Consider the following 13226-nt stretch of genomic DNA (forward strand, 5'->3'; position numbering starts at 1 on the left):
CACTTTCGGTGTGTATCTGACTGTGCCCCATGGTGATCGGATCGGTGGCCCTCCTGTCGGTGAGCACGGTGGACTGAGCGGCAGTCTCTTGGCAACCAGGTCGCCTAGACGTCTTTGGCGTCGAGACTGACGGCAAACTTCAACACTGGTGGTACCCCCAGTCAGCGACCGCGATGTTGCGGCGGAGATGTCGGTGCAGTGCAGGTGCTCGGCCGTGGGAATGTTTCACCGTGGAGGTCCTTCGGATCAGCAGCGCTGTGGTGCCGGAAAGTAGGCTGCCGCTTCGAGTGGCGCCGGCGCGAGGGGAAGCGATCGATTCCTGGCGCGAAAGTAACCGCTCGTCGCATGGACCTTCCGCTCCGTGCTGTCGCCCGCGCGCTGGACCTTCCCATCGCTACGCGGCCAGCCCGGACCAGATGGCTCTCGTGCGACCAGCTCGACGTCATAGAGGCAGCGACGGGGGTGTCATCGAGTGTTGTTGAAGCTTTGACTCTCAGTGTGTACGACGGCACCGCGCTGCAGCTCGACCCCAATTCTCACCGTCTTGACGCGACATTCCCCTCCACGACGCCCTCAGAAAGATCACCTCCCCGGACAGTGCGCACTAATTTGGCCGAAGTCGGGAATGAGTTGTTCACCTCGACCGGGATCCTGGGCAAGATGGCGGTGGAGAAGATGCTCGCCGGGCTCTCGACCCGCCGCCACCCGGTCGGGCTCGAGCCGGTCGGTGAGCAGGTCGCCGAAAAATCCTCGGCGACAAGCCAGTCGGCGGTCTCCGACCGCTTCGTGGCGATGACCGAAACCGCGCTGGCCGAGCTGCCTTCGCAAGATCTGTCCGGGCTGGATCTGGTCGCATTGATGATCGACGGCCTCCAGTTCGCCGAATCCCGCTGTGTCGTGGCCCTCGGTATCGGTATCGACGGGGTCAAGCATCCGCTGGCGCTGGTGGAGGGCTCGACGGAGAACGCAACCTTGGTCACCGACCTGCTAGTGGGCCTGCGTGGACGGGGCCTGGACGTCACCCGCCCGATGCTCGTCGGGATCGACGGTTCGAAGGTCCCTGCTCAAGGCGGTGGTCGACGTGCTCGATCACCCGGTGATCCAGCGCTGGGCATGACCTGGCCATCAGGTCAAGGGTAGGGTTGTTGGTCCGGACGGTGATGTTCTGGAGGGACAGTCTGCCTGATTGGGAGTTGAGACGACGGCGGTTGACGGGCCACGCTGCGGCCTCTGGCGAGCTGGTGTCCGAAGCCCAACAGTCGCATTCCGCATTTGACGTGGCGAAAGCCGCCGAGCTTCCTGCTCTGCGGGAGCTGCTGCGGATCTCCGACGCAGTAATGCGTGCGAACTACTTTGACGAGGCACTGGAAGTCATTGCCGAGCAAGCACTTCTCGCCCTCAACGCCTCGTCCGTGTCGATCAGCCGGTGGGAGCGACAGCACAACGCCGTGCGTACCCTGATCAACGTCGGTGTTCTCGGAGAGGGTGAGGAGCGCTGGCCGGAGAACGAGCTTTATCCCGTGATCGATGACCGCCACGTCACTGAGTTGCTCCGACACGGCCTGCCGTACACCATCGCCATCGACGACGACAGCGTAGACCCTGCCGAGGCGGCTTGGCTGCGCGGAATCGGCAAGGAAAGCGAGCTGGCGGTTCCAGTGATGTACGAGGACGTCATTTGGGGGGAGCTGTGGGCAACCGGTGTTGACGGCCGACGCTTCGGCGCCGACGACGTGCAGCTGCTGCACGCGATCGCGGCGTACGCGGCGGTGGCCATCGGTCGCTCCGAGCTGTTCAGCACAGTATGGCGCTTCGCTCATCAGGACCCGCTGACCGGTCTGGCCAATCGCCGCGAACTCGAACGGTGCTTTGAGGAGATGGACTGGGAGACAGAGCGTCCGGCGCTTCTGGTGTGTGATCTCGACGGCTTCAAAGCGGTCAACGACAGAGACGGCCATCCTGCCGGTGACGTGCTACTGCGCCACGTGGCGAGTTCGCTCAGCGAAACCGCCTCATCAGCAAGCGGGGCGATTGCTGTCCGGCTCGGCGGTGATGAGTTCTGCATTCTGTTACCTCGATCAACACTCGCCGGCACTGAGCGGTTCGCCCGTGACGCGAGTCGCGCCGTTCGCCGATCTATTGGCGCGAACGTCACGCTGAGCTGGGGCGCAGCGGCTTTCGGGCCGCAGGCGCACTCGGGGCAAGAGCTCATTGCGGCCGCCGACGCCGCGCTGCTGGAGGCCAAGAGACTCGGGCCAGGTCGCTTCAGCGTCGGGGTGGCCGGGCCGCACGTGGTGCCCGGTGGAACCAGTGAGCGCGAAGCAGTCTCGGAAGAGGCTCGACGCGCCACGGATCGTCTGCTTCCCCGTGTCGTCCAACTACTCGACCGGCACCGTCCGCCAGACACTGTTTCGGCGTTGGAAATTCTTGCTGTACAGGTGCATAACGCCGTCAACGCGGCGGCGTGGTCGTTATCGGTGACGACTGAAGACGGCACAGGAGTCCAAACAATCCGGGGCGTTCACAGTGTGCGCGATCAGATTTCGGGGCTCTCAGTACTCGGCAAAGTGGATACCACAGCCGTCTACCCGCTGGCCGACTATCCCGCGACCGCAAGGGTGGTCGCCAGCGGCGAAGTGTTCCTCGCTGCGGTTGACCTTGAAGACTCCGACCCCACGGAGATTGCCCTGCTCAACCGACTGGGATACCGAGCTGTGCTCGCCGTCGGGGTCGCCGACGCGGGCCACCGCTATCTGCTGGAAATCTACTCAGCCTTCGGACATGTCGAACTAGCCGCGATCGCCCCGCACTTGCGGGTTCTGGCCCGCTACTGCACCACCCTCAACGACTGACGCCGCGCGCTCGCGGCCACCGCGGTGTCCGACCCGGACTCGGTGTACCTCGTGCGTCTTCAGTATCGGAGTGACAGCTACACCTCGGTTCACACGTCGCAGGACGGTGCCGATGCGTGCCTGCGAGAAACCGCGGCGCAGCGGGGGATCACCGATATCCTCGACGCTGATCAGCTGACCCATTAAGACCGCCGATCCAAAACGAGCGCTGCCGGCGAGGCACACCACTTCGGGGGCAATGTGGCCGCCGACGGCGGCTGGCCTATGCCGAACGGGTGTCAACCAGTCGGCTGAGCCACGTCGGATGCGGGGGTCCCGACCGCGGCGAGAAGCTGTTTGAGTTGGCGTTGCTGGTCGACGCTGAGTCCGGTGAGTATCCGCTGATCGGCCAGATGGGCTGCGGCATCGGCGCTTTTGAGCAAGGCTTTGCCGCGTTTCGTCAATCGCGCAGGCATGGGCTTGCCCGCCGGTGTCGATGCCGGCCGCGTCACCGCGCCCCGGTCTTCCAATGCGTGCAGGATCTGATTCATTGCTTGCGCCGACACCTTGGTCCCGCGAGCCATCTCCGCACTGGTAAGCCCAGGGTTCATGGACAAGATGCGCATGCAGACGAATTCGGGCACTCCGATCCCCAACGCGCCCAGCTCAACGGCAAGCTGCGGCCGCAGCGTCGCCATCACGCGGTACAGCAAGTAACCCAACGGCTCGTCGTCAGATTGGCTCATGCCCCATATGTTGACACGCTCCCACCGGTTGACCACGGCACACGGCCGATCTCACCGTGCTCGGCTGCGCGCCGGCCGAGGCGTGCGCGGCAGTCGACGAGTGTCACAACCATCAAGCTACTTGACACACATGGAAGCCGTGAGTATCAAGGAGCTTGTTAGTGGTTGCAGCGGCTAACCGCCGCAACCGCCCCCATCACGGAAGGACCAGACTCATGTCTTTTGAAGGATTCTTAGGCGGCCCCGGCTTCGGCGGCCTTGGCGGACCGGCCTTTGGCGGACCAGGTTTCGGCGGCTTTGGCGGACCGGGTTTCGGCGGCTTTGGTGGACCGGGCTTTGGCGGTCCGGGGGCTGGAGGTTTCGGTCCTGGGTCGGGGCATGGCCTCAAGCGCGCGGCATTCGGCACCGCGGCGGTGCTTCTGGACGGCCCGGCTGACGCCGCCCAGATCGTGCAACGTGTCTCCGACGCCACCGAGGGCGCGTTGACCCCGCCCGTGGAGATCGCAGAGCTGGCCGTCGGGTTGCTCGCCGGACGCGGGCTGGTGTCGGTGGACAACGGCGTGGCCACACTGACTGACCTGGGCCGCAACCTGCTGGCCTGGCGTGGTATCACCAGCGAGACCGCGCGGGCCTTCCTCAAGCGTGCCGGACAATTCGTCGACGTGTTCAAGATCCGCAAGGAACTGTTCGAGGTCGCCGGCCGAGCCAGGTCGATCGTGTGGACGGGCACCGACGAGCAGAAGGCCACGCTAGCCGAGGCCCGCACCAAGATTCTGCAGGCGGTGACCGAAGCCAGGAAGGATCTGGACCGCGCGCTTGCCGACAGTTAAGCTGCCCAACGAAACCGGCGCGGCCGACGCGGACACGTGTCGACCGCGCCGGTGCCGTACGTCTGCGGGTGCGGACTCCAGCGCAGCGGGCGTTACCGCCGCGGAAGAAGCCGACCCCCCGCAACCACATCCTGGACAAGGGGCACGCCAGGCCGGTAGGCCAGATGGATGTACGACGGAGCGTCCAGCCGAACGAAGTCGGCACGACGTCCCATGGACAGTACCCCGATGTCGTCGCGCCGCAGGGCCGCGGCGCCGCCGCTGGTCGCCGACCACAATGCCTGTGCTGGAGTGAAATTCATGTCGCGAACAGCGACCGCGATGCAGAAGGACATGCTGGTGGTGTACGAGCTCCCGGGGTTGCAGTCGGTCGCCAGCGCCACGGTCGCCCCGGCATCGATGAACCGCCGTGTGTCCGGCCACCTTGCGCGGGTAGAGAATTCGGCTCCGGGGAGAAGCGTTGCCACGGTGGTGTCGGCCGCGCCGGCAAGGGCCTCGAGGTCGGCGTCGGACGCGTAGGTGCAGTGGTCGACCGAGGCCGCCTGCAGCTCGACGGCCAGCTGGATTCCCGCTCCAGGGCCGAGCTGTCCGGCGTGCAGTCGAGGAATGAGACCCGCGGCGACTCCCGCAGTCAGGATGGCGCGGCTCTCGTCGACGTCGAATGCCCCCTTGTCGCAGAAGACATCGATCCACCGCGCCAGCGGTGCACACGCGTCGAGCATCGGCCCGGTCACCAGGGCGACGTAGCCGTCCCGATCGTCGCGAAACTCCTGGGGCACGACGTGAGCGCCGAGATACGTCGTCTCCGTGGTGAATTGGGCCGCCACCTGCAGCGATCGGGATTCGTCGACGACGGTCAACCCGTAGCCGCTCTTGGTCTCGAACGTCGTGACTCCGCCGTGGATGAGCTCGTTGGCCAGCCGCTCGACCCCGCCGGCGAGGGCCGCGTCGTCGGCCGCCCGCGTCGCGGCGACGGTCGTGGCGATGCCACCCGCGGCATAGGGTTGGCCACTCATCCGGGCCGCGAACTCTGCCGACCGCTCGCCGGCGAAGACCAGATGTGCGTGACTGTCCACGAATCCGGGGATCACGCTCGATTCACCGAATTCCACGGATTGGTCCGCGTCCGGCGCGTGGGCCCGTTGCCCGACCCACGCGATGCGGTCGCCGTCGACCACGAGGGCGGCGTCCTCGATGATGCCGAGGGGGCTCCCATCGCCCTGGCTCGGGTCGTTGGTGACGAGCTCACCGATTCCGCGGTAGAGGACGGTCACCGCGCATGCTCCCTCGCGGGTGCGTCCATCAAGTCCGATACTGCCTCGGCCAACAGAGCACCGGGATCGTCGATGCCGAGGTGTCGACGCTCGGCGACCACGACGCGCCCGTCGACGACCACGTCGGTGACGTCGGCTGCGGTGGCGGCGAACACGATGGTTTCCACGGCCGCGCCGCCGCCCGCCGTGCGAATCGACTGCAGGTCCACGGCCACCAGATCGGCACGCGCGCCGATACTCAACGTCCCTGCATCCGTCCATCCGAGCGCATGCTGGCCGTCGACGGTGGCGGCTCGAAGCAATCTCTCGGCGGCGATGACGCCACGTTCGCGACGGGCCAGGCGCTCGTCGAGTTCGGTGGCCCGGGCTTCCTCGAACAGGTCGATCACCGCGTGCGAATCCGACCCGAGACTGAACAATCCGCTGCCGGCGAGTAACACGGCCGCCGGGCCGATCCCGTCGCCGAGGTCGCGTTCGGTGGTGGGGCAGAAGCACACCCCGGTCGCGGTCCGATCGAGATCGGACAGGTCGTCGTCGGTGAGATGCGTGGCGTGCACCGCGGTGGTGCGGGGCCCGAGCGCGCCCGCGTCACGCAGCAATGCCGTTGGGGTGCAGCCGTGAACGGCGATGCACTGGTCGACTTCCCCGGTCTGTTCCGAGGAGTGCACGTGCAGTGGGGCCCGGTGCGCGTCCGCCCACTCCACGACGGGTGACATGTGCTCGAGCGGTACTCCCCGAACCGAGTGCAATGCTGCCCCGACGATGACGTCCGGCCCGCCGGCAGTGGCCGCCTCAGCGTGCAGTGCCTCCACCCGCTCGGCCCATGCGTCGCCGCTGCCGTCGCCGAAGCGCCGTTGCGGTCCCGGCGCCAACGGTGTCCCGTCCACACCGGAGCTGAGATAGCAGGTGTCCAGCAGGGTCAACCGCAGACCGGCGTCGGCGGCAGCGCCCATCACCGCGTGGCCCATCGCGTTGTGGTCGGCATACGGCACGCCGTCGACGCCGTGGTGCAGGTAGTGGAACTCGCCGACGGAAGTGATTCCGGCCAAAGCCATTTCGGCGTAGACGCCGCGGGCGAGGCGTCGGTAGCTGTCGGGGTCCAGCCGATCCGCCGCCTGATACATCAGGTCGCGCCACGTCCAGAACGAGCCACGCCCCCGCTGGGTGCGGGAGCGAAGAGCCCGATGGAACGCGTGCGAATGCGCGTTCGCCATGCCGGGCAGCACCAGGCCCGGCAGTCGCTGCGACGACGGGAGCGCTGGCGTGTCGGCGTCGATCGCGGTGATCCGGCCGTCTGCCACCGTGATCAGGACCCGTTCCGACACGGTGTCGCCGCCCAGCCACGCGTACTCGCACCACCAGGTGGTCACGTCACCCACTCCGCCATGACGTCGGCCAGCGCTTCGGCGCCCAGGTTGCAGTCGTCGGCCTCCGCATGCTCTTCCGGGGAGTGCGACACGCCGGTCGGATTGCGCACGAAGAGCATCGCCGTTGGCACCTTGGCGGACAGGATGCCTGCGTCATGGCCGGCCTGGGTGGGCAGCACGGGGATGTCGCCGAGGCGGGCCAGCGCCCGTTGCAGGCGGGCCCGCGGCCCATCGGGGAATTCGACTATGGGCGTGATGGATTCGACGGCCACCTGCAGGTCGATGCCGTCCAGCGCCGCGTGGCCGCGGGCTTCGGCGCTGATCTGATCGACGAGCGCGGTCAGCGTCGCCTCGTCCGCAGCGCGAGCGTCGAGCCAGGCCCGGATCCGCGACGGTATCGCGTTGGCACCGTTCGGTGACACCAGAACCTTCCCGAACGTGGCGACCGCCTCGTGCAGGGTGGCCGCCGTGCGCGCGGAATGCACCGACGACGCAAACGCCAGCATCGGATCGCGCCGGTCGGCCAAACGCGTTGTGCCGGCATGGTTCGCCGCACCGCAGAACGTGAACTCCCAGCGCCCGTGGGGCCAGATCGCCGAGGCCACCGCGATCGGGCGGTCGACGAGATCGAGCGCGCGGCCCTGCTCGACGTGGAGTTCGACGTAGACACCGATGCGGTCGGTCAAGGTGGTGTCCACGCCGAGGTGTTCGGGCCTGCGCCCGGCGCGGGTCATCGCCTCGGCGAGCGTGACGCCGTCGATATCGCTCAGCCCGCGGGCCCGGTCGGCGCTCAGCGCGCCCGTCGACAGCTGCGATCCCACGCAGGCGACACCGAAGCGCGCACCCTCCTCGTCGGAGAACGCTGCCACGGCCACCGGGACCGTCGGAACCACGCCACGCGCGCGCACGATGTCGATCGCGGCGAAGGCCGACACGACGCCCAGCGGCCCGTCGAACGGTCCGCCGTCGGGTACCGAATCCAGATGGGAACCGGTGACGAACGCGTTCGTCGGATCGCCGGTCCATCCCGGCGGCAGCCACCACGCCCACAGGTTCCCGTTGCGGTCCTCCTCGATGTCCATGCCTCGCTCGGCGGCGCAGCCGCGGAACCATTCGCGCAGGGTCAGGTCGGCGTCGGACCAGGCGAACCGGCGGTAGCCGCGGGTGTCCTTGTCCTGCCCGACGTCGAGGATGGCGGTCCACAGCGAGTCGAATGCCGTCATTAGCTCTCCTGCATGGGGATTCGCACCCCGCGCTCGGCCGCCACCTGCGTCGCGTACTCATATCCGGCGTCGGCGTGGCGGATCACCCCCATGCCGGGGTCGTTGGTCAGCACGCGTTCGAGCTTCTGGGCCGCCAACGCGGTCCCGTCGGCGACGGAGACCTGTCCGGCGTGGATGGAGCGGCCCATGCCGACGCCACCGCCGTGATGGATCGAGACCCAGGTGGCACCGGAGGCGGTGTTGAGCAGTGCGTTGAGCAGGGGCCAGTCGGCGATCGCGTCCGAACCGTCGAGCATCGACTCGGTCTCGCGGTAAGGCGAGGCCACCGAACCCGAGTCGAGGTGGTCGCGGCCGATGACGATCGGCGCCGACACCTCGCCGGAGGCAACCATCTCGTTGAACTTCAAACCGGCACGGTGGCGTTCGCCGTAGCCGAGCCAGCAGATGCGCGCCGGGAGTCCTTCGAACTCGACGCGCTCACCGGCCATGGTGATCCACCGCCGTAGGTGCGCGTTGTCGGGGAAGAGCTCGAGGATCGCCTTGTCGGTGGCTGCGATGTCTTTCGGGTCGCCGGACAGGGCGGCCCAGCGGAACGGTCCGAGACCTTCCTCGAACTGGGGCCGGATGTAGGCGGGAACGAATCCGGGGAAGTCGAATGCGCGGTCGTAACCGGCCTTTCGGGCTTCGTCGCGGATCGAGTTGCCGTAGTCGAAGACCTCCGCGCCCTTGTCCAGGAACCCGACCATGGCGGCGACCTGTTTGGCCATCGACTCCTGCGCCTGCTCGGTGAAGTAAACGGGGTCCTTCTCGGCCATCTTCTTCATGTCGTCGAGCTCGATGCCGATGGGCAGGTAGGACAGCGGGTCGTGCGCCGAGGTCTGGTCGGTGACGATGTCGATTGGTGCGTCCCGCTCGAGCAGCGCAGGGAAGATCTCGGCGGCGTTGCCGACCACGCCGATGGACAAGGGTCGCCTGGCATCTCGCGCCTCGATGGCCAGGGCGAGAGCATCGTCGAGATCCTTGGCCTTGACGTCGAGGTAGCGCTTGGCGATCCGGCGGTCGATGCGGCTGGTATCCACGTCGACGCAGATCGCGACGCCTTCGTTCATGGTGACCGCCAGCGGCTGCGCGCCACCCATGCCGCCGACACCGCCGGTGAGTGTGATGGTGCCGGCCAGGGTGCCGCCACTGTGCTCATACCGGCCGGAGGCCGCGAGCTTCTTGGCGATGGCCCCGAACGTCTCGTAGGTGCCCTGCAGAATGCCCTGGGTGCCGATGTAGATCCAGGATCCCGCCGTCATCTGGCCGTACATCGTCAGCCCTTCGGCCTCCAGTTTGCGGAACTGCTCCCAGTTGGCCCAGTCGCCCACCAGGTTCGAGTTCGCGATCAGCACGCGCGGAGCCCAGACGTTGGTGCGGAAGACTCCGACCGGTTTACCGGACTGCACCAGCATGGTCTCGTCGTCCTCGAGACCGCGCAGCGTACGGACCAGGGCATCGAACGCGGGCCAGCTGCGTGCCGCGCGCCCGGTTCCGCCGTAGACGATGAGGTCGTCGGGATGTTCGGCGACCTCGGGATCGAGATTGTTCATCAACATGCGAAGGACGGCTTCCTGTTGCCAACCCTTGCAGGAGATTTCGGTTCCGCGCGCGGCACGGACGGGACGGGGACCGACGACCTTGGAGGACACAGCGGTTCCAGATGAGGGTGTAACCATGAGAGAGGTAATCCTTTGAACGAGTGGTTCCTATGATCCGCTGATGCCTGCGCCGGCGAGCCACTTCTTCGCGATGTCAGCGAGGTTGGTTCCGGTGGCGGCCTCGCCGTTCATCGTGATGAGGTCGGCGGTGGTGAGCTTCGCCGAGACGTCGTTGAGCGTCTTGGTGATGGTGTCGTTCTCCTTGGCGGTCTTGATCAGTGGAACGACGTTCTCCGCGGCGAACAAGGACTTGTCATCCTCGAGGGCGACAAGGTTGTTCTTGAGGAGGCCGGGGTCGGTGCTGAACAGGTCTCCGGCCTGGATCTGTCCATTGACCAGTGCCGTCATCGTCAGCGTGCCGCCGGCGTCGAGACTGACGAAGTCCTTGAAGTTCAGGCCGTACAGGTCGCGAAGCCCAACCACACCCTGGGTCCTGGTCTTCCATTCCGGCGGTCCGCCGAGAACGAGTTCACCCGCGACGGGGGCCAGATCCGAGATCGTCTTGAGCTTGTACTTGTCGGCGGTCGCCTTCGTCACGGCCAGGACGTCCTTGTCCTCGGCGGGCGACGGCGTCAGCAGGGAGATCCCCGACGGCAATTTGCCCTTGAGCTCGTTCGTCACCGATTCGGTCGTCGCCGCGGTGGACTTCGGATCGAGGTAGCTCAGCAGTGCACCGGAGTACTCCGGAACCAGATCGATCGAGCTGTCCTTCAGGGCCGCGATGTAGACCTCGCGGCTTCCGATGTTGAACTGCTCCTTGACCTGTACCCCGGCGGCCTGCAATGCCTGTGAATAGATGCTGGCGATCAGCTGACTCTCGGTGAAGTCGGCCGAGCCGATGATGATCTGTGAACCCGAGGAGCCGGTGTTGTCCCCGCCTCCCGAGAGCGGATCACCGCCACCGCCGCCGCCGCAAGCGGATACCGCGAGCACCGAGGTGACTGCCATGGCTGAGAGGATCGTGCGCTTCTTCATGAGATTTCTCCTGATGTGATGATCGGCCCCGGGTGGCACCTAGGTGGCGGCCGGCTCGGGGACGGTCTTGGGAACGGTTGTGGCGACGGGTGAGGTGGACTTCGATGCGGTGCGCCGCAGACCCGGCGACACGATGATTCGACCGAGCCAGGCGAAGCTGAACTCGAGGATGATTGCGAGCAGGGCGACGAGGATGGCGCCCCCGGCCATTTCGGCGAAGTCAGCCTGGGCTCTGCCGTCGAGAATGAACCGGCCAAGACCTTGAAGACCGAGATACGCCGCGATCGTGGCCGTCGAAATGATTTGCAGGGTCGAGCTTCTGACCCCCGAGATCATGAGTGGCAAGGCGCACGGAAGTTGAACCCGCAGCAGGATTTGACGCCTGGTGAAGCCCATCCCGCGGGCCGCGCCGACCGCGTCCGGGTCGGCGGTCTGAATGCCGGCGTACGTTCCGGTGAGGATCGGCGGAACCGCCAGGAGGACGAGCACGACGTTGGTGGGCAGGACGTAGACGAGCTGCCCGGTGACGACCGGCGAGATGACCAGGAAGAGCAGCACCAGGAGCCCCAGCGTCGGGAGCGCCCGCAATGCGTTGGCGAACCCGGCGACCACCGCTTCGCCTCGTCCCGTGTAGCCGATGACGATTCCGAGCGGGACCCCGATCGCCAGGGCAGCCAGCAGTGCGATCGCCGAGTACAGGAGGTGGTAGCCGACCTGGGCGGGGATACCGTCCGAACCCGCCCAATTCGCCGGGTCGGTGAACCAGCCGAAGATGTTCACGAGGTGACCGTCCTTTGCCGCCAGGGGGTTAGGAGCTTGTTCAACCAGATGATCAAGCCGTCGAAGATGACCGCGAGCACGACGCACAGGACGACTCCGGTGACGAGCGGAACGTAGAGCCTGAGCTGAAACCCTTGCGTGAACAGCGAACCGAGCTGTGGGATGCCCAGCAGGGCGGCCATGGTCACGATGCTGACGTTGGACACCACCGCAACCCGCAGTCCCGCCGCAATGACGGGCACGGCGACGGGCAGTTCGACCAACAGCAGTCGCTGCCAGCTGCGATACCCCATGGCCTCGGCGGCGGCCACGGTGTCGTGCGGCACCGAGCTCAGGCCGTCGGCGACGACGCGTACCAGCAAGGCGAGGGTGTAAAGCGTCAGCGCCACAACGATGTTGATCGGATCGAGGATCTTCGTGCCGAGAATGACCGGCAGGATGATGAATAGGGCGAGCGAAGGAATGGTGTAGAGCAGACCCGCGGTTCCGACGATGGCCGCGTACCCACGTCCCCATCGGTGGGCCCACCACCCGAGGGGGAGCGCAACGACGAGGCCGATGATCGTCGGTGCCAGCGTGAGCCAGACGTGGCTGATGGTGAGCTCGATGATGCGATCGATGTTGGACGAGATCCAGTTCATGATGCAGACCTCGCGTCCTTGGCTCGCCTGATGGCGTCGATGACGTCGTGGTCGGTGGCGGTGCCGAGCAACACTCCCGACTCGTCGGTGACCACACAGCGACCACTCGGACTCGACAGAGCGGAGTTGAGCAGGTCGCGTAGCGGATCGCCCCGATGCGCCGAGGTGGCACAGAGGTTGACGTCGCCGTCCTGAACCGTTTCACCGCGTACGGCTGCGGTGTCGACCCAGCCGATCGGCGCGTTGTCCGCGTCGACCACCAGGATCCACCGGCCCTGAGCGGGCGGAATCGTCGATACGCTCTGTCCCACGGTGATGGTCGGTTCGTCCGTCAGCACGAGAAGTTCGTCCGAATTGTGGAACCCCAGTGCCCGATAGCCCCGCGCGGACCCGACGAAGTCGGCCACGAACGCATCGCTGGGTGCGGCCAGCAGGTCGGCGGGAGTCGCTATCTGGGCCAGGGTTCCGCCCTCACGCAGCACCGCGACTTGGTCACCCAGCTTGAGGGCTTCATCGATGTCGTGGGTCACCATGACGATCGTCTTGGAGATGTCGGCCTGAAGGCGCAGGAACTCGTCCTGCAGCTGACTTCGGACGATGGGGTCGACGGCACTGAACGGCTCGTCCATCAGAAGGAAGGGGGGATCGGTCGCCAGCGCGCGGGCGACTCCGACGCGCTGCTGCTGACCGCCGGAGAGCTGCCATGGGTACCGGCCGGCGAACTTCGCGTCCAGGCCGACGCGCTCCAGCAGTCCCATTGCCGCCGAACGTGTTTCCTTCTTGCTCCCGCCGAGCAACCGCGGCAGAGCGGCCACGTTGTCGACGACGGTGCGATGCGGAAAGAGCCCGGCGTTCTGGA

At 66.5% G+C, this 13226-nt stretch carries 11 protein-coding genes and 2 pseudogenes; 4 read left to right on the forward strand and 9 right to left on the reverse strand.

The window, feature by feature from the left end; translation table 11 throughout:
- Positions 1-110: 110 nt before the first annotated feature.
- The 3 genes and pseudogenes from QOC69_RS21580 to QOC69_RS21590 form a co-directional block, all read left to right on the forward strand.
- Positions 111-482, forward strand: a pseudogene (locus QOC69_RS21580) (hypothetical protein); the annotation flags it as partial.
- Positions 483-627: 145 nt separating this feature from the next.
- A pseudogene (locus tag QOC69_RS21585) lies at positions 628-1108 on the forward strand (transposase); the annotation flags it as partial.
- Between the two features lie 133 nt (positions 1109-1241).
- The gene (locus tag QOC69_RS21590; RefSeq protein ID WP_526443374.1) at positions 1242-2852 is read left to right on the forward strand and encodes a GGDEF domain-containing protein; all 1611 of its coding nucleotides are present in this window, start codon (positions 1242-1244) and stop codon (positions 2850-2852) included.
- Between the two features lie 278 nt (positions 2853-3130).
- Here QOC69_RS21590 and QOC69_RS21595 read toward each other — a convergent pair whose 3' ends face one another.
- Positions 3131-3577, reverse strand: a complete 447-nt coding sequence (locus tag QOC69_RS21595) for a MarR family winged helix-turn-helix transcriptional regulator (protein WP_526443376.1) — start codon at positions 3575-3577, stop codon at positions 3131-3133.
- Between the two features lie 215 nt (positions 3578-3792).
- On the opposite strand from QOC69_RS21595, the gene QOC69_RS21600 reads away from it, so the two are divergent.
- Positions 3793-4407: a hypothetical protein gene (locus QOC69_RS21600; protein WP_526443378.1), complete on the forward strand. Its 615-nt coding sequence runs from the start codon at positions 3793-3795 to the stop codon at positions 4405-4407.
- A gap of 92 nt (positions 4408-4499) precedes the next feature.
- Here QOC69_RS21600 and hutI read toward each other — a convergent pair whose 3' ends face one another.
- The 8 genes from hutI to QOC69_RS21640 all read right to left on the reverse strand — a co-directional run.
- The gene (hutI, locus tag QOC69_RS21605; RefSeq protein ID WP_526443380.1) at positions 4500-5681 is read right to left on the reverse strand and encodes an imidazolonepropionase; all 1182 of its coding nucleotides are present in this window, start codon (positions 5679-5681) and stop codon (positions 4500-4502) included.
- The gene (locus QOC69_RS21610) at positions 5678-7051 is read right to left on the reverse strand and encodes a formimidoylglutamate deiminase (RefSeq protein ID WP_526443382.1); all 1374 of its coding nucleotides are present in this window, start codon (positions 7049-7051) and stop codon (positions 5678-5680) included. Before QOC69_RS21610 ends, hutI begins: the two co-directional genes overlap by 4 nt.
- Positions 7048-8271, reverse strand: a complete 1224-nt coding sequence (locus QOC69_RS21615; RefSeq protein WP_526443384.1) for an allantoate amidohydrolase — start codon at positions 8269-8271, stop codon at positions 7048-7050. Before QOC69_RS21615 ends, QOC69_RS21610 begins: the two co-directional genes overlap by 4 nt.
- Positions 8271-9989, reverse strand: a complete 1719-nt coding sequence (gene hutU / locus QOC69_RS21620; protein ID WP_526443386.1) for a urocanate hydratase — start codon at positions 9987-9989, stop codon at positions 8271-8273. Before hutU ends, QOC69_RS21615 begins: the two co-directional genes overlap by 1 nt.
- A 30-nt stretch (positions 9990-10019) precedes the next feature.
- Entirely contained in the window at positions 10020-10946 is a 927-nt protein-coding gene (locus tag QOC69_RS21625; RefSeq protein ID WP_526443387.1) for an ABC transporter substrate-binding protein, read from the reverse strand.
- Between the two features lie 39 nt (positions 10947-10985).
- Positions 10986-11726 carry an ABC transporter permease gene (locus QOC69_RS21630; protein WP_526443389.1) on the reverse strand — a complete coding sequence of 247 codons (741 nt, stop codon included), beginning with the start codon at positions 11724-11726 and terminating at the stop codon, positions 10986-10988.
- Positions 11723-12367: an ABC transporter permease gene (locus QOC69_RS21635; RefSeq protein ID WP_526443391.1), complete on the reverse strand. Its 645-nt coding sequence runs from the start codon at positions 12365-12367 to the stop codon at positions 11723-11725. Before QOC69_RS21635 ends, QOC69_RS21630 begins: the two co-directional genes overlap by 4 nt.
- Positions 12364-13226, reverse strand: an 863-nt coding sequence (locus QOC69_RS21640; RefSeq protein WP_526443393.1) for an ATP-binding cassette domain-containing protein, incomplete at its 5' end; no start/stop codon positions are given. The genes QOC69_RS21635 and QOC69_RS21640, both read right to left, overlap by 4 nt.

The organism is Mycobacterium sp., from assembly GCF_032162105.1.
Classification (GTDB): domain Bacteria; phylum Actinomycetota; class Actinomycetes; order Mycobacteriales; family Mycobacteriaceae; genus Mycobacterium.